The 16,557-nt window shown below is 57.2% G+C and carries 13 protein-coding genes; 6 read left to right on the top strand and 7 right to left on the bottom strand.

Features of this window, described 5'->3' with window-relative positions:
• Positions 1 to 59 precede the first annotated feature (59 nt).
• Entirely contained in the window at positions 60 to 2,996 is a 2,937-nt protein-coding gene (locus AUC45_RS13785) for a valine--tRNA ligase (protein ID WP_067603984.1), read from the top strand.
• A gap of 229 nt (positions 2,997 to 3,225) precedes the next feature.
• Entirely contained in the window at positions 3,226 to 3,963 is a 738-nt protein-coding gene (locus tag AUC45_RS13780; RefSeq protein WP_067603520.1) for a 7-carboxy-7-deazaguanine synthase QueE, read from the top strand.
• Positions 3,964 to 4,034: 71 nt separating this feature from the next.
• Here the strand turns inward: AUC45_RS13780 and AUC45_RS13775 are convergent, their stop codons facing one another.
• From AUC45_RS13775 to AUC45_RS13755, 5 genes are all read right to left on the bottom strand, one after another.
• Entirely contained in the window at positions 4,035 to 5,708 is a 1,674-nt protein-coding gene (locus tag AUC45_RS13775) for an ATP-binding protein (protein WP_369815252.1), read from the bottom strand.
• Positions 5,709 to 5,827: 119 nt separating this feature from the next.
• On the bottom strand, positions 5,828 to 6,592 hold the full coding sequence (locus AUC45_RS13770) for a TIGR02186 family protein (protein ID WP_067603517.1): 765 nt from the start codon (positions 6,590 to 6,592) through the stop codon (positions 5,828 to 5,830).
• Complete coding sequence (locus AUC45_RS13765) at positions 6,592 to 7,506, bottom strand: sulfite exporter TauE/SafE family protein (protein WP_067603515.1); 915 nt, start codon at positions 7,504 to 7,506, stop codon at positions 6,592 to 6,594. Before AUC45_RS13765 ends, AUC45_RS13770 begins: the two co-directional genes overlap by 1 nt.
• 145 nt (positions 7,507 to 7,651) lie before the next feature.
• On the bottom strand, positions 7,652 to 8,857 hold the full coding sequence (locus tag AUC45_RS13760; RefSeq protein WP_067603513.1) for a hypothetical protein: 1,206 nt from the start codon (positions 8,855 to 8,857) through the stop codon (positions 7,652 to 7,654).
• Positions 8,857 to 10,272, bottom strand: coding sequence for a glycosyl transferase family protein (locus AUC45_RS13755; protein ID WP_233998796.1), 1,416 nt, complete (start codon positions 10,270 to 10,272; stop codon positions 8,857 to 8,859). The genes AUC45_RS13760 and AUC45_RS13755 overlap by 1 nt, the downstream gene beginning before the upstream one ends.
• Before the next feature lie 86 nt (positions 10,273 to 10,358).
• Between AUC45_RS13755 and nhaA the strand changes: the two genes are divergently transcribed.
• Entirely contained in the window at positions 10,359 to 11,591 is a 1,233-nt protein-coding gene (nhaA, locus tag AUC45_RS13750) for a Na+/H+ antiporter NhaA (protein WP_067603508.1), read from the top strand.
• 10 nt (positions 11,592 to 11,601) lie between these two features.
• Here nhaA and AUC45_RS13745 read toward each other — a convergent pair whose 3' ends face one another.
• Positions 11,602 to 12,039: a VOC family protein gene (locus AUC45_RS13745; RefSeq protein WP_067603506.1), complete on the bottom strand. Its 438-nt coding sequence runs from the start codon at positions 12,037 to 12,039 to the stop codon at positions 11,602 to 11,604.
• A 78-nt stretch (positions 12,040 to 12,117) separates the two neighbouring features.
• On the opposite strand from AUC45_RS13745, the gene AUC45_RS13740 reads away from it, so the two are divergent.
• Positions 12,118 to 12,864: an SIMPL domain-containing protein gene (locus AUC45_RS13740; protein WP_067603504.1), complete on the top strand. Its 747-nt coding sequence runs from the start codon at positions 12,118 to 12,120 to the stop codon at positions 12,862 to 12,864.
• An 82-nt stretch (positions 12,865 to 12,946) separates the two neighbouring features.
• Here AUC45_RS13740 and AUC45_RS13735 read toward each other — a convergent pair whose 3' ends face one another.
• Complete coding sequence (locus AUC45_RS13735) at positions 12,947 to 13,909, bottom strand: TorF family putative porin (protein ID WP_067603983.1); 963 nt, start codon at positions 13,907 to 13,909, stop codon at positions 12,947 to 12,949.
• A gap of 379 nt (positions 13,910 to 14,288) precedes the next feature.
• Here AUC45_RS13735 and AUC45_RS13730 point away from each other — a divergent pair, with 379 nt between their 5' ends.
• Both AUC45_RS13730 and AUC45_RS13725 read left to right on the top strand, forming a co-directional pair.
• The gene (locus AUC45_RS13730) at positions 14,289 to 15,098 is read left to right on the top strand and encodes a metallophosphoesterase family protein (RefSeq protein WP_067603502.1); all 810 of its coding nucleotides are present in this window, start codon (positions 14,289 to 14,291) and stop codon (positions 15,096 to 15,098) included.
• Positions 15,099 to 15,223: 125 nt separating this feature from the next.
• On the top strand, positions 15,224 to 16,534 hold the full coding sequence (locus tag AUC45_RS13725; RefSeq protein WP_067603500.1) for a UDP-glucose/GDP-mannose dehydrogenase family protein: 1,311 nt from the start codon (positions 15,224 to 15,226) through the stop codon (positions 16,532 to 16,534).
• The last annotated feature ends 23 nt before the right edge of the window (positions 16,535 to 16,557 follow it).

Genomic DNA, 16,557 nt, shown 5'->3' with positions numbered 1-16,557 from the left:
TCCGGGTGGAAGGGTGGAGGGCGCGGGAGGCTACGGCGCACGAGCGTCAGCGAGAAGAAATGTCCACCGAACTACCAACCACGTTCAACCCCGCCGATATCGAGAAGCGATGGTACTCTCATTGGGAGGAGACCGGCGGCTTTCGCCCTGAGCGCCCCAAGGCCGAACCGTTCACAATCGTGAACCCGCCGCCGAATGTCACTGGTTCGCTCCACATCGGCCACGCGCTCGACAACACGCTTCAGGACATAGTGATCCGGTATGAGCGGCTGCGCGGCAAGGATGCGCTTTGGGTCGTCGGCATGGATCATGCGGGCATCGCGACGCAGATGGTGGTCGAACGCCAGATGGAGGAGCGCCAGGACAAGCGCACCAACTATTCTCGCGAGGAATTCGTCGAAAAAGTCTGGGAATGGAAAGCGGAGAGCGGCGGGCAGATCACCAAGCAGCTGCGCCGGCTGGGCTGCTCGATGGACTGGTCACGCGAACAGTTCACGATGGACGAGCATTTCACCAAGGCCGTGCTCAAGACGTTTGTGGACCTCTACAATGACGGCCTGATCTACCGCGACAAGCGCCTCGTGAATTGGGACCCGAAACTGAAGACTGCGATCTCGGACTTGGAGGTCGAGCAGCAGACCATTCCAGGCCATTTTTGGCACTTCAAATATCCGCTCGCAGACGGTGTTACCCTTGATGATGGTCGCGATTACATCGAGGTTGCGACCACGCGGCCTGAAACCATGCTCGCCGATATGGCGGTTGCGGTGCACCCCACTGACGAGCGCTATAGAAGCGTTGTCGGCAAGCATGTCGTGCTGCCGATTACGGGTCGCCGTATCCCCATCGTCGCGGATGAGCACGCGGACCCGGAACTGGGTTCGGGCGCAGTGAAGATCACGCCGGGGCACGATTTCAACGACTTCGAAGTCGGCAAGCGCGCCGGGATTGCGGCGGGCGATATGCTCAACATGCTCGATGGCGATGCCAATGTCTGTCAGACGGCCGACGGGCTGGTGCCAGAGAAGTTCCTTGGCCTGCACCGCTTCAAGCGAGATGGTGAGCCGGGCGCGCGCGAGGCCGTTGTCGAGCGCCTGAAGGCCGATGGTTACCTGATCCCGCATATCCAGAAGACCAAGAAGGGCGAAGAGCAAGAGCTCGACGCCGAACCGCGCCAGATCGCAACGCCCTTTGGCGACCGTGGCGGTGTGGTGATCGAGCCGTGGCTGACCGACCAGTGGTATGTCGACGCTGGAAAACTCGCAGCTAAGCCGATACAGGATGTGCGCGACGGCACGATCGAAATCGTCCCCAAGTCGTGGGAGAAAACCTTCTTCAACTGGATGGAGAACATCCAGCCATGGTGCGTCAGTCGCCAGCTGTGGTGGGGGCACCGGATTCCGGCATGGTATGGACACAGAGCATTCTCTGCGGAAGAGAAGCTGACACCGGAGTTTCCAGATTTCTCATACACGGTAGCTGACGATTTCGCACTGCACGGAAGCGTGAATTTGGACGATCCGGCGTTCATTGCAGAGGACGAAGATGCGGCGCTAGAGCAAGCGCGTGCTTACTATCGCGAAAAGCATGGGCGCGAATACGAGATCGTGCTCTGTGAAGATAAACGAGAAGCTACTCGCATTCTCTGGTCAGAAGACTTTGATCAGTCAAAGCAAGTGCTCGTTTGGCGCGATCAGGACGTTCTCGACACATGGTTCTCCTCCGCGCTGTGGCCCTTCGCCACGCTCGGCTGGCCTGAGGACAATCAGCCACTCCTCGAAAAGCACTTCCCCAACAACCTGCTCATTTCCGGCTTTGACATCCTGTTCTTCTGGGATGCGCGAATGATGATGATGGGGCAGTACAATATGGGTGAGGCCCCGTGGCCGCGCCTGTATCTCCACGGCCTTGTCCGCGCCGCCGATGGCGCGAAAATGTCGAAGTCCAAGGGCAATGTCGTCGATCCGCTCGGCCTGATTGACCAGTACGGTGCCGACGCCTTGCGGTTCTTCATGGCGGCCATGGAAAGCCAGGGCCGCGACATCAAGATGGATGAAAAGCGGGTTGAAGGCTATCGAAACTTCGCTACAAAGCTTTGGAATGCAACGCGTTTCTGCCAATCGAACGGTATCGGCAAGAGCACCACGATCAAAGCTCCGACCGCGCGCCTCGCGGCCAACCAATGGATCATTGGCGAGGTTCAACAGGTCTGCACCGAGATCGAAAGTGCGATGGAAGACTTGCGCTTCGATGCAGCAGCCAATGCGATTTACCAGTTCACATGGTCAAAATTCTGCGACTGGTATCTTGAGCTGATCAAGCCTGTTTTCGCAGACGGCGCAGACCCGGAAGCGATGCCAGCGGTCGAAACCCGCGAAGTCGCCGGATGGGCGCTCGATCAGATCCTTGTGATGCTGCACCCGTTTATGCCGTTCATCACTGAGGAGCTGTGGCACTCGCAAGGCACCCGCCAATACGATCTCATCACCGCCGCATGGCCCAATCCGCGCGCCGAAGTGTCCAAGCAAGCCACCGACGCCATTGACTGGGTGATCGATCTCACAACCAATGTGCGCAGCGCGAAAAACGAACTCGGCATACCGCCGGGTGCGAAGCTCGCCGCTTACATACCCAGCGCCTCGGCCCTTGCGAGCTCGACCATCGATCGCTCTTCGGCAGCGATTGAGCGGCTCGCGCGCCTTACGCCGGTTGTTCATGGCGAAGCGCCAGATGGTCCGGCGATGCAAGTGACCGCACTCGGCGATGTATTCGTGATCCCGCTTGAAGGCATCATCGATATCGATGCGGAGAAAGCGCGTTTGGAAAAAGCGCTGGCCGCGTCTGAGAAAGAGGCGAAATCTCTAGAGGGGCGCCTCGGCAACGCCAATTTCGTTGAACGCGCCAAGCCGGAAGCAGTCGAAAAGGCCCGCGAAGACTTCGCGCATCACTCAGCCGAAGTTGAGCGGTTGCAGGGAGCGCTTGAAAGGTTGGGGTAATCGAAGTGGGTCGCGAGTGCGGGCACTTTTCTTTCCTACACGCGCAATTCGTGCCAACTAGACAGCATGTGTCTGCTAGATCGCGCCGATAGAAGCTCTCCACCACCTGTCCGTCCGGCAGGTGAATCTGGGGTCAATATCCTGTTTAAAAAGGATAATATATTCATCTGCGAAAGTGACAGGGTGTCACCTTTGTCACCTACAAAGCCCATTTCTGAGCATTTGCGACATGGCTGATCTGATCTTGGCCACAGACGATACCGGCGCCCCGGAAATCTTCGCCTCGCTGCAAGGCGAAGGGCCGAGCGCGGGAACACCGGTCGCTTTTATCCGGCTGTCGCGCTGCAACCTTGCCTGCACATGGTGCGACACGGCCTACACTTGGCATTTTGAAGGCGACAATCGTCCGCATCGCGATGGCGTAACTTTTGATCGCAAGGCCAATCAGGTAGCGGTTTCGCCCGAAAAAGCAGCGGCCAAAATTGCGAGCTTGGGTCAAAAACGCCTCGTCATCACCGGGGGCGAACCGTTGATGCAATGCGGACCGCTTGCCGATATGCTCGCCATCCTGCCAGACATCGAAGTCGAGATTGAAACCAACGGCACCACAAAGGCGAGCAGCCACGTCGATATTCGGGTTGATCAATACAATGTCAGCCCCAAGCTCGCGCATTCGGGCAACCCAGCGGAATTGGCGCTGATCGATGAGCGGCTGGATTTCTACGCCGTCGATCCGCGGGCCTACTTCAAATTCGTGATCGCCTCGCCTGCGGACGTGGAAGAAGTGCTTGCGCTGCAAAAACGCTATGGGATCCTTCCCGAACGGCTTTTCCTTATGGCAGAAGGCACATCCAGCGAAGCGCTGCGCGAAAAACAGCAATGGCTCAGCCCGCTATGCCTAAAGCACGGTTTTCGGATGAGCGACCGGATGCACATTCATCTGTATGGAGATGAAAGGGGTACGTAGTTTGCTTTCCGCACGCCCATCCGGGCGCGCAGCGAGCTGCCGTTCGCAGCCCAAGCTCTGGGAAATCCCCCCTACCCTTGCGAACGCCAGCGCAGGACGACGCGCTCGACCATTTCCTCTTCGCCGCCGCCGCCATTCCAAAGCTCGACAAAGCTCGGGTCTTCGGAGGCTGGGCGCTTGTGCTCTTCGAGATTGTCGAAGCTCACACGGATCGGGATCGCAACACCCTCGCCGCAGACAATGCATTCGCGGTTGCGAAGCGCTGGGATGGAATCGAGGAAGCCGCGAGACCCTTCGGGCATGGCAGCCCGCACAAATGCCTGGTCGCGGTCGTTGTTCAATCGCATTGAGATGATCGTACCGCACTGCGACAAAACGCCTTCGGCAAGGTCGGATGGACGCTGCGTGATAAGGCCAAGCGAGATACCGTATTTACGGCCTTCCTTGGCGATCCGGCTGAGGATGCGGCCGACCGAAGAGCCATCAGAATTCTTCTCGTTCGGAACGTATCGGTGCGCCTCTTCGCAAACCAGGAGGACCGGGCGCGTGCTGTCTTCGCGGCCCCAGATCGCGAAGTCGAAAACGAGACGCGAAAGAACGGCCACCACGGTCGCGGTGATGTCCGATGGAACGCCCGACACGTCGATGATCGAGATCGGTTTGCCATCGCCGGGCATGCGGAACACCTTGGAGATAAACTCAGCCATCGTGTCGCCAACGAGCATTCCAGAGAACATGAACTGGTATCGCGGATCGGCTTTGAGCTCTTCCAGCTTACCCTTGATCCGCATGTACGGGGCAGAAGACGTCGCCTTGTCGAGCTTGCCCATTTCATCCTGCAGGATGTTTGAGAAGTCGGAAAGGAGATAGGGGATCGGCGAATCCACGGTGATCTTGCCCATGGTTTCAGCCAGTCGGTTTTTAGACCGGGCATGCAGCAAACACTTGGCGAGAATGTCCATGTCGACCTGGCGATCATTGCCATCGCTGGTGAGAAGCACCTCACAGTGCTCTTCGAAATTCATAAGCCAGTAGGGCATTTGAAGGTTCGACACGTCGAGAATCTGACCCGTCTGGCGGAACGCGGCGGAATATTCGCCGTGGGGGTCGATCATGACGATGTGGCCCTGCGGCGCTGCTTCACAAATGCGGTGAAGGATCAGTGCAGCGCTGGTCGATTTACCCGTACCGGTCGATCCGAGAAGAGCAAAGTGCTTGCCCAGCATCGCATCGATGTAAAGGCCGGCGCGGATGTCCTTGGTCGGGAACACCTTACCAATGGTGATGTTGGCGCGGCCATCGCTGGCATAGATTTGTTCGAGGTCAGCGGTCGTTGCAGGATAGGCGAGAGCGCCGGGAACCGGATAGCGAGTTACACCGCGTTTGAAGCCATGGATGCGGCCAGTCAGCTTCTCTTCGCTGCCTTCGCCGAGAAAGTCGATATTGGCGATGATCCCGCCGTCGCTGCGGCGGTCCTTGCGCTGATCGCGGACGTTGGCGAGCAGCCATGCATCGCCAACTCGGATTTTGACTTGGCTGCCGACTTGTCCGGCAAGCGCGATCGAAGGGTCTTCATCCTCCATGCACTCATTCATGCGCTGAAGGTCGAATGCGATTTGCGAACCAGAGCCCGATATCTCCAGCACCACCCCGATGGGCAGGCCAGCGTTATCGCGGCTGGATTCGGCCGGCTTCGCGTCCGCAACCTGCTCGTTGTCCGCGTGATCGAAATTGTGTTGGCTCATATCGCTCATTCGAATGCATTACCCTCGCGCAAAAACGCGCCTCGGCGACGGCCGGTACGCTTTGCGCATCAGGGAATATCCGCAGCAAAGTTAAAATCGCGTCAAAATCTGTCGCGTTGCTACCCAGAACGAGCAAACAATCGGCCTGCGATCCATCCCATGCCTAGCGATAGTATGATAGCGAGGAGGCCGTACCAAAAAGAGCGCTCCTCAGCAGCACGCACGACGCGTCCCTCGAGCCCCACCTTCTCGACATCAATTTTGGCCGTCGCACTGGCGAGAACACGGCCATTGGCAATCGCAAAGGTTTCAGCAGTGTATGGCCCTGTAGTCACGTTGGAGGGCAATTCGATGCGCGCCTGGTAAAGGACACCTTCGCTAATGCGCACGCCTTCCGGGTCTTCCTTGTAGAGCTCCTGTCGTCGGCGCAAATCGACCAAGCCTTCGGTGAAGCGAGCCTGTTTTTCAGGATCGATGTCGCCGGAGGGGCTGAGCTGGATGAAGCCTGTCCCCAATTCGTAGATGGCGGCTGTTCGCTCATCGACAATCGCCTCAACCGGAGCAGAAGAAGCGACCGCGAAAAAGGATGGAGCAGAGCGGAAGTCGGACGTTTCGGCGTTCATCCATATACCTGCGATCCGGTCTTTCTCGCGCAGGCGAATGGGCTCTGTCGGACCTTTCAGGACGACGACGATGTCGTATTCGCTGCCTTCCTCGATGCCGATGGGATCGATGACTGCGCCGTATAAAAGCAGATCGGCACCCGTGAAGCCTTGGCGCACTTCTACGCGGGACTGGCTGACTTCGGGTACGAGAATGGGTTCGCGCTGGGCGGATGCGAAGAGAAATATGATGGGTAGGAATAGGAGCTTTAGGGCCCGCATCACAGCGGGCTCACAGTGTAAATCTCATCAGGCTGGACGCCGAGGCCCCAGAGCATGCGCACCGCGATAAGTAGGACTAGCCCGGCAAGCAGCAGGCGTAAGATTTCAGGCCGCGCTTTCAACGCTATCTGTGTGCCGAACTGCGCGCCCAGAACCGAACCTACGAGCAGAAGTCCTGCGAGCACGATATCGACCGCCTTCGTCGTCAGAGCGTGGGTCATGGTCGTCACCATGGTCACAAAAAGGATCTGAAACAGCGACGTGCCCACAACCACATTGCCGCTCATTCCGAGCAGGTAGAGCATTGCGGGGACGAGCAGAAACCCTCCTCCGACACCCATCAGCATGGTCAATATGCCAACCACCACGCCAAGCAGCATCGGAGCGAGTGGGGAGATATAAAGACCCGAGCTGTAAAATCTCCAGCGATAGGGAAGAGAGGCAACCAAGGGGTGATGGCGTCTTTTTCGCGGCTGCTCGCTTTTGCCGATCCGCCCCGGCAACAAAACGCCCAAAGCTTCGCGCATCATCAATGATCCGATCGTGCCAAGCATCAACACGTAAAGGATGTTGATGACTACATCGATCTGGCCGAGCGATTGGAGCGCGCGGAACAGGAGAGCGCCAAACATCGCGCCAATGATTCCGCCGCCTACCAGGACGCCGCCCATGCGATAGTCGACGCCTTTGCGCCTGCTATGCGCGAGTACTCCCGAAACACTGGCCCCGGTGACCTGCGTAGCGGCCGAAGCCGCGGCCACGGTAGGAGGAATGCCGTAAAAGATCAGCAAAGGCGTCGTCAGGAACCCGCCTCCAACGCCAAACAGACCGGACAAGATACCTGTCCCAAAGCCAAGCACGATGATGACAAAGCCATTCACCGATAGATTCGCAATGGGAAGATAGACGTCCATAGGAGGCAACTACTCCACTGCGCGCACGGATAAAAGGGAAGCGGGATCATTGATCCCCGCTGCTCAGTCGATGGCTGGATGAAGTCCGCTCGAACGAGCAAACCCGATCACCAAAGCGGCTTAGTGCGTTTCAATGAAGGCAGGCTTAAAAGCGGGTGGAAATTGTCGCAGCCACCCCCGATTCAGGTGCAGCATCCCCAGCGATCTTTTGTCGCCAGTCGACCGATATCCGCGCTGGCACTTTCCCAATCGACATATCGAACCGCATTGAGGGGCCGATATCGACGCGGCTCGCGCCTCGTTGCGCCCCGCCCCAAATGCCGCCGCCAAGACTGAAGCGTGCGCTTCCGAATTTGCCAGCGTTGAATTTGGTGATCTCGCGCGTTGCGACTGCCTGTCCATCGGCGAACCAGGTCGAGCCGCTTCCGCCAACATATCCGCCTTGCGCGTAGGTCTCGAGCGAGAAGCGAGCAGGAAGGCTTATCGGCGGTATCTCGGTGAAGGCGTAACCTGCAGGGCGGAACCGCGCGCCTAAGGGCGTGTCGGTGTAGCGCACCTCGCCCGCCAATCTGATGGGCACATTTCGAAGCAATCGACCAGAAGCACCTGCCGCGATCTCGCGTTCCCCGTTTGCTATCAAAGCCTGGTACGCTCTTACAAATAGCCGAGGGTCATGGCGCGATTTTGGTGCCAGCCTGTAAGTGAGTTTTGCCCCTGCCTGACTTGCTCCATATGTCGGCACGCGACCTTGAGAGATCGGAGCGGCGCTCGATCCTTGCCGAAAGAAGCTCCAGGTATCGAGCGCCCAGCGATCGGTCGTCGCCGTCACTTCTTGCATTGCCGGACCAGTCGGCGTCGATCCTTGCCCAGAATTTCCAGCATAGGCTGATGTTCTGAATGCCGTGTTGTCGAGACTGCCGCGTCCAGATTGCATCATCGCCTCGCGCCACAGCATTGTATGCCCCATAGACGATCGCGTAGCATAATGGTTTGGCAGATTTGCCCATCGAGAATGCTCGAGATGTTCACTCTCGCGCGGCTCAAGGCTGACGCGAATAACGTCCTTGCGAATTGGCACCCGGACGATGCCGCCTTGCGAGGGATTGCGGCCTGTCTGAGGCTCCGAACCCGCGAACAAGCCCGGATTCTCGCCTGGCGTACCGTGCCCAAAATTTGCTGGCACACTTCGCGGGGCGTCTTGTGGCGCTACAAACCCGGCGTTCGGCGAAACAGCACCAGCTGTCACAAAGGAATTCTCCCACAACGTCGCGCGTGCGCCCACCCAAGCAATGCCAATCACGGCAATGGTGATCAGCGGGCCGCCCCGCCTTGATACCGCACTGGATGCCATCAAAGAGCTCTCGCCCTAGGTCGTCCTGCAGTTGTTGGATGCAGCGTGTGGCTCGTTTTGTCCCATTCGACCCCTCGCCCCAGCAGACTTCGCGCATAGGCGAACACGGCGCGGCGTCCGGCAATGATCGAGATGACATTTGCAACAGGGATCCGCACAACTGCCCAGATGCCCTCACCAATGCCATAAATGCTGGCCGTAAAAGCAAAGCGCCATGCCGCACGCCACAGGAAGAAGACGAGATTTGCGATGAGTAGGGTTTTGAGGAGCGGAGAAAGGATAATCTGAGGTGCCAGTCCCAATCCAGAGAGGCCCCACCCAATTCCTGCAAGCAGGATCAGTACGTAGCCAACAAGCAATACGAAGGCGGTGATCGGACCACGCCTGTCGCGCGCTCGCATCCAACTTTCAACCCATCCACCGGCCCAACCGACCCTATCCCAGCCCTGCAAAGCGATCCCATGTATCCAGCGCGTCTTCTGCCGTGTGACCGCGCTTAAAGTTGAGGGGAAGTAAGCGCGCGTTGCGATGAGCCTGCCATCTTGCGCGCCGCGTGCCCGGACAAACCGACATTTGCCGCCCGCAGCAGCGACGCTCAATCCCAATTCGTAGTCTTCAGTGAGCGAATCTGAGGCAAAGGGTTGCTCCGGAATGGCCGATCTTTTGTCGAGCCACCCGAGCGCCTGGCGGGAAACGGCACAGCCTACCCCGGCCCCGGGAAGGCCCGCACCAAGCGCATCGCGCACCACCATCGCTTTTCCGTGGGATTCAGCAAATTCTTCGCAATAATGGCTGCCACAAAATCTGCTGTCAGCCTGCACAATCGGTTCAACCGGGATCTGGACGAAGTCCGCGCCATCTTCGACAGTCGCGCTCAACAGACCGAGCGCTGCGGGGTCGACCATGTCTTCGGCATCGTGAAATACGACGCAGGCAAACCGGAAATGCCCGCGGCGTTCGTCGCTGCGCAGTGCTTCGTAAAGGCGATTGAGACAATCAGCCTTGGTAGTCGGCCCTTCCTCATCATGGACGACGATGCGTAAGCGATCATCGCCTTTTGCCCCGCCCATGGCAGCTTCGATTGTGGCCGGATCATTGCGATAGCAACCGATGTAAAGGCGCATGTATCGGTGCGGCCAACTCGTCAGGATATGCTCAATAGTGTCGCCAATGACTTCGGATTCTTGCCATGCCGGGATAAAAACGGCAGCTGGACCGTCTAGTTCACGATGCTGCAAAGCGACGCGGTTGAGTTCAGGAGTCCTTGCCCGACCGGTAAGCTTCAGCCATAGCCAACTCAGATCAATCGCGAAGTCGTCCAACGCGCCAATTAGGAAGAATACCCCAGCAAATAAAAGCAATTCGTGCTGGATCATTGCCAGCCATTGCCACAAAGAAAACCCCCAAATAATCACATGTATCCCCATCCGTCCCCACATCAGAATACATGCTCGCCTTGCTGTTGCAATGCGATCGAAAGAAGTTAATCGAACAAGACCTTATGTCAGACACTTCAACTCCAGTTGTCCAACCTCTTCGTCGCATTTTCGCGCCTGTACGCGCGCTGTTTGTAGGAGACGCTTCAGCGGGTATATTGCTTATTCTCGTAGCGGCAGCGGCTATGCTAGCCGCCAATTCTGCACTTTCGTCGGAATACAAAAACCTTTTCTACGGCGAGCTTCCCTGGACCCCGATCCCTAAATTAAAAGACCTTCATTACTGGATAAACGATGGTCTGATGGCCGTCTTTTTCTTTGTTGTTGGTCTCGAAGTGAAGCGCGAAGTCGTTCGAGGGTCACTCGCTGATCCAGCTGCGCGGCGCCTTCCCATGATTGCAGCCCTGGCTGGCATGTTGGCTCCGGCTGCGGTCTACATCCTCGTATCCGGCGGCGGCGCTTACACGAGCGGTTGGGCAATCCCGGCAGCAACCGACATTGCTTTTGCAATGGGTGTGCTTGGACTGCTGGGCAACAGGGTTCCAGCCTCGCTGCGGCTCTTCCTGCTCACCGTGGCGATTGTCGATGATATCGGCGCCGTTCTGGTGATCGCGGTGTTCTATACGCCATCAATCTACATCGAATGGTTGGCGGCCTCAGCAATCGTTCTTGCGGTGTTGATTGTGATGAACCGGATGAAGGTGAGCGTCTTTTGGCCCTTCATTATTGCTGCTCTCGTGCTTTGGTATTGCGTGCTGCATTCCGGCGTCCATGCAACGATTGCCGGAGTTGTGGCCGCGCTCACCATTCCGCTACAGGGCAGACAAGGTAATGCAATGCTAGAGAAGCTGGAGCACGGCCTTGCCCCGTGGAGCGCTTACCTAGTCGTGCCGGTCTTCGGTTTCGCCAATGCGGGCGTTGCATTAAAAGGAATGGGCGCTGAAGCGCTGCTCAACCCACTCCCCCTCGCCATTGCAGCAGGGCTTGTCGTCGGCAAGCAAGTGGGCATTTTCTCCATCGTATTTCTGGCTGACAAGTCCGGTTTCGCGGCTCGTCCGCAGAATGCAAGTTGGGCAGAGATTTGGGGCGTGTCGATCCTGTGCGGCATCGGCTTTACAATGAGCCTGTTCATCGGCGGCCTCGCCTTCCCCGGCAATGACGCCTTTATCGAGAGTGCGAAAATCGGAATTCTCACCGGATCGGCGATTTCAGCCGTGCTTGGCTTCATCGTGCTTCGATTGACAACCGATCACAGCCCCGAAGACTGCGACGATCAGGGTCCGCAGCCTGCCAATTGAGCCTCGAATTCTACCAGGTGCCCGTGTTTTCCATGCTGGCCCATGGTTCTTTTGGTTCAAGCCTGCCTTCCTGAAGCAGCTCAATAGAAATGCCGTCGGGTGATTTGATAAACGCCATGTGCCCATCGCGCGGCGGGCGGTGGATCGTGTGCCCCGCATCGGCAACGCGCTGGCACGTTTCGTAGATATCCTTCACCCGAAAGGCGAGATGGCCGAAATTGCGTCCACCATCATAGGTTTCAGGCTCGCTGCCATCTTCAGGTGGCCAATTGTAGGTTAGCTCAATCTCGGCAACGCCTTCCTGGCCGGGCGCTGCAAGAAAGATAAGCGTGAACCGTCCCGCTTCCACATCGAAACGCCGCACTTCCTCCACACCGAACAGCTTGAAGAAATCGACCGTCGCCTGCGGATCGGTGATGCGGATCATTGAGTGCAGAAATTCTGTCATGGGCTTTTGAGCTCCGGTTCAAAAACGGTTCATCGATACTGATGCACAGTTCAGCGCTATGCAGGTAAGGAGGATGCGATGAACGAGAGTGAGATACAAGGCGAAAACACTGGATCTTTTGCGAGCAGCAACACCGCACTTTGGTTTGGAACTGCCGCAATCGCCTCGGCCGGAATGATTGTGGCAGGATACCTGCTGGGCGATGGCTTGCTGCGCGCGAAGGAGGCTGATCGAGCGGTCACAGTACGCGGACTGGCAGAGCGCAATGTGACGGCAGATCTTGCCACCTGGACGATCTCTTATTCAGCGAAGTCCGAAAGCCTTTCAGAAGCTCAAAGCAAGGTGCGCGCCGATACCGAGGCGATCAAACAGTTCTTTGATGGTTTGGGTTTTCCTGCCGATGCCCTCCAGCCAACCGGGGCCAATGTCTCAAGTTCGACGATCAGAGGCGTCACGACTTACACCGTGCGCCAAAGACTTGCTCTGCGCACCGATGATATAGCGCTTGCGCAAAAGGCGGTGGCGCAGCAATTCGATTTGGTCAGCCGCGGGGTGTTCCTCGAGGAAGGCTCAGGCATGAGCTACACCTTCACCGGCCTCAATGACATCAAGCCGGAAATGGTGGCTGAGGCGACCAAGGATGCGCGCGCAGCAGCGCAGCAATTTGCGCAAGATTCGGGCGCAGATGTCGGTGCAATCAAGGATGCGACCCAAGGTTACTTCTCAATCGAAGCCCGCGATGGCGATGGTGGGGGATGGGGCGTGTCGGACAGCCCCTACAAGAAGGTGCGCGTGGTCACGACAGTGAACTTCTCTCTCGATTGAGCGTCCACGGTCACACCAAAGCAAATGGGCGAGGAACCGATAAGAGGTTTCTCGCCCATTTTACTTCAGTATCCGTTGCGGATCAGAAGCTTGCGCTTAATGTCACCACGAAAGCATCGTCGGTGAATACGCCGCCTGGATCGTTGATCGCATCGCCTTCCACATCGATGTAGGCAGCGCTCAGCGTCGCCGGGCCAACAGCGACATCAACACCGACGGACCAATCGAAAGCCTTGCTGTCATTGGTAAAGGTCAGCGAACCGTCGGTGTAGCCGAGGTGCGCATTCAGCGTCAGCGGTGTGTCAGGAATGCTGGCACTCAGGTCTGTGTAGACGTAAAGGTTATCACGCTCTCCGCCGAAATCGAGACCAACTTGGCCAGGGGCGTATGCAACGCCCACAGTGCTGGAAACGGGCCCAAGCGAAAAGCCGAGAGATGCGTAGCCTTCGTAGTAATCGAAGTTACCCGGCACCACGGTGTTGATACCGCTCGCATCAGGGTAAGTATAAGCGATAAAGCCGACATCACCTGTCAGGCCTTCTGTTAGATTGCCGCTCCAGCCGCCGTAGATGTCGAGCTCGATCGAGCCATAGCCGACCGTATCTTCATCAAGGTTGGAAGCCCAAACCCCGGCGTAAAGGCCGGAGGTATGGCTGACATCAAAACCGCCTTGGATGGCGAGTTCACCGCCCGACAGATTAATACCACGAAAGCGGTATTCGGTTGTCAGTGCGACGTTGGCTGAGAACGAAATGCCTGTCTCTTCTCCAAGAGAACTGGCCGCTTCTTCATCAACCGGACCGTTCGCACGCGCCGCAGCTGCGGATTGTGCAGACCAGTCAATCGACGGGTCGAGCAGCGTTGCACTGCCTTCATTCGCGACCGGCAGATCGATGATCTGGATGTCTGAATGTTCTAGAGAAATGCTTTCACCCGCATCGACCGATGATGAAACTTCGGTGTTGCCAGCGAGGGCGGGTGCGGAAGAGAGGAGCACCCCGATAGTAATAGACGCAGCCAGTGGGCTGCGGATGGACGTGAGCATGACAACTTCCCTGTTTTGGTTGTTGTGGTTGGTTGCTTCGTCCCACCTGCACACTTCGCGGCCGCATTGGTTTTGAGGCGGTCTCATCAAAGTGCGCAACTTTCGTGCACAGATTCTGGCATCGGCGCAAGGGAAATTACACAGAATTGTCGCATTAGTCGTTGAAGACGTGCGAGTGTGCGCATTTTGCACCACGCGTGGTTGCAAAGGAGCCGCATGCTCCATTCAGTTGCTGTTACAGTTCGCTGCTCTTATGAAGCGGAAAGAAATAGAGCAGGAACTGCACGCAGTCTTTGGCTGTTGCCTCTTTCCATCTCGCTCACCATTTCCGGTGCACCCATCGCCGCCACCCCGAACAAGAATCGCACTATAGACCACTATGCTTAAAGCCATCCGTTCCCTTTTCGGATCAACACCGCAATCGGACCCGCTTTTGCCGAGCGTTCCCGAAGGGCAACGCTTCTATGCAATCGGTGATATTCACGGGCGGCTCGATCTGTTCGAAGCGCTGATCGAAGCGATTGAGGCAGATGATGCGCATCAGGGGCCTGCCCAAACGCACATGATTCTGCTTGGTGATCTGGTTGATCGCGGCCCGGACAGCGCTGGCGTCGTGCGCCGGGCGCGCAAATGGCAGAAAAAACGCAGTGTTCGTATCCTTGCGGGCAATCACGAGGATATGTTCCTTGAATCCTTCGAAAAGCCGGACATTTTACGCCACTTCCTGAAACATGGCGGGCGCGAAACGATCCTCAGCTACGGGATATCAAAGAAGCAATTCGACGCGATGACGCTGGAGGAACTGTTCGCGACCCTTCCCAAAGTCGTCCCCGAAGAAGAGCGGGAATACATCAACAATTTCGAGGAACAAATCGTCGCAGGCGACTATCTCTTCGTACACGCGGGCATTGATCCGACGATCCCGATTTCGGACCAGAAACGGTCCGACATGCTCTGGATAAGAGACCGGTTCCTCAGTCATCAGGGCCCGCTCGAGAAGGTCGTGATCCACGGTCACACCATTTTTGATGACGTGGTGAACCTCGGCAATCGCGTCGGGATTGACACTGGCGCCTTTCGCTCGGGCGTTCTGACGGCGCTGGTGCTCGAAGGGAACACCCAGCGCATCATTCAGGCGATCGACAAAAAAGGCACTATCGAGATCGCAGGAACCGATGCTCTTAAGTAAATACCGACCCATCTGGTTTGGATAGGGACATATACCTTTGCGCACTTCACATTGACGGAATGTTGCGCAATCACGCGATCACATTTCGCACTTGCGGTAGAAACAAAGATTAGAGGCTGATCTCAATGAAGATTGCAATGGTGGGTTCTGGCTATGTCGGGCTCGTTTCGGGGGCATGTTTTGCCGACTTTGGTCACGATGTGGTCTGCATCGACAAGGATCAGAGCAAGATCGATCGCCTGCACGAAGGTGTGATGCCGATTTATGAACCAGGCCTCGACAAGCTGGTTGAAAGCAATGTGGCGGCGGGCCGCCTGTCTTTCACAACTGACCTTGCCGAAGGGATCAAGGATGCAAGCGCAATCTTCATCGCGGTTGGCACACCCAGCCGCCGCGGCGACGGTCATGCTGACCTGACCTTTGTCTATCAGGTGGCAAAAGAAGTGGGTGAAAGCCTTTCAAACGATGCCGTTGTCGTCACCAAATCTACCGTCCCGGTCGGGACGGGCGATGAGGTTGAACGGATCCTCGCGGACAGCGGCACTTCGCATAAAGTCTCGGTCGTCTCGAACCCTGAATTCTTGCGCGAAGGCGCAGCTATTGGCGATTTCAAACGCCCTGACCGCATCGTCATCGGCGCAGAAGATGATTTTGGACGCGACGTGATGCGCGAAGTTTATCGCCCGCTATTCCTCAACGAATCGCCGATCCTGTTCGTCAATCGCCGGACCAGCGAGCTCATCAAATACGCGGCCAACGCTTTCCTCGCGACCAAGATCACTTTCATCAATGAGATGGCTGATCTGTGCGAGAGAGTGGGCGCGAACGTTCAGGACGTATCGCGCGGCATTGGCATGGACAATCGCATCGGTTCAAAATTCCTGCACGCCGGCCCGGGCTATGGCGGATCATGCTTCCCCAAAGACACGCTCGCTCTGCTCAAAACCTCAGAGGATTACGACAGCCCCACCCGCATTGTTGAAGCGGTTGTGAAAGTGAACGACACGCGCAAGCGCGCCATGGGGCGCAAGGTTCTTGATGCGTTGGGCGGTGCGGACAATGCGCGCGGCAAGAAAGCGGCTCTCTTGGGGCTTACGTTCAAGCCCAACACCGATGACATGCGCGATTCGCCTGCCATTGCGATTGCCCAGACGCTGACTGACGCGGGCGTTGAAGTCGCCGCCTACGATCCTGAAGGTATGGAAATCGCCGCGCCTCTTATGCCCGAGGTCAAAATGTGCAGCGATCCTTATGAAGCGATCAACGATGCCGATGCGGTCGCAATCGTCACCGAGTGGGACGCGTTTCGCGCGCTTGATCTCAATCGGGTTAAGGAGATCGCGAAAGGTCACATCATGGTGGACCTGCGCAATATCTACAATCCGGACGATATGCGTGATGCTGGGTTCGAATATTCAAGCATCGGGCGCGTTTAAGAGGCTTTGACCCTCTAAACCCA

It is taken from the genome of Erythrobacter sp. YT30 (genome assembly GCF_001542875.1).
Lineage (GTDB): Bacteria > Pseudomonadota > Alphaproteobacteria > Sphingomonadales > Sphingomonadaceae > Erythrobacter.
The sequence above is the reverse complement of the archived record's forward strand: the minus strand, read 5'-3'. Positions and strand labels throughout refer to the sequence as shown.

What these genes read in the sequence shown, in the direction of transcription:
- AUC45_RS13740 (WP_067603504.1), top strand. Translation starts at nt 12,118, where the DNA reads ATGAACGAGAGTGAGATACAAGGCGAAAACACTGGATCTTTTGCGAGC.
- AUC45_RS13785 (WP_067603984.1), top strand. Translation starts at nt 60, where the DNA reads ATGTCCACCGAACTACCAACCACGTTCAACCCCGCCGATATCGAGAAG.
- AUC45_RS13775 (WP_369815252.1), bottom strand. Translation starts at nt 5,708, where the DNA reads ATGAGCCAACACAATTTCGATCACGCGGACAACGAGCAGGTTGCGGAC.
- AUC45_RS13725 (WP_067603500.1), top strand. Translation starts at nt 15,224, where the DNA reads ATGAAGATTGCAATGGTGGGTTCTGGCTATGTCGGGCTCGTTTCGGGG.
- AUC45_RS13745 (WP_067603506.1), bottom strand. Translation starts at nt 12,039, where the DNA reads ATGACAGAATTTCTGCACTCAATGATCCGCATCACCGATCCGCAGGCG.
- AUC45_RS13735 (WP_067603983.1), bottom strand. Translation starts at nt 13,909, where the DNA reads ATGCTCACGTCCATCCGCAGCCCACTGGCTGCGTCTATTACTATCGGG.
- AUC45_RS13780 (WP_067603520.1), top strand. Translation starts at nt 3,226, where the DNA reads ATGGCTGATCTGATCTTGGCCACAGACGATACCGGCGCCCCGGAAATC.
- AUC45_RS13730 (WP_067603502.1), top strand. Translation starts at nt 14,289, where the DNA reads ATGCTTAAAGCCATCCGTTCCCTTTTCGGATCAACACCGCAATCGGAC.
- AUC45_RS13770 (WP_067603517.1), bottom strand. Translation starts at nt 6,592, where the DNA reads ATGCGGGCCCTAAAGCTCCTATTCCTACCCATCATATTTCTCTTCGCA.
- AUC45_RS13760 (WP_067603513.1), bottom strand. Translation starts at nt 8,857, where the DNA reads ATGGCATCCAGTGCGGTATCAAGGCGGGGCGGCCCGCTGATCACCATT.
- AUC45_RS13765 (WP_067603515.1), bottom strand. Translation starts at nt 7,506, where the DNA reads ATGGACGTCTATCTTCCCATTGCGAATCTATCGGTGAATGGCTTTGTC.
- nhaA (WP_067603508.1), top strand. Translation starts at nt 10,359, where the DNA reads ATGTCAGACACTTCAACTCCAGTTGTCCAACCTCTTCGTCGCATTTTC.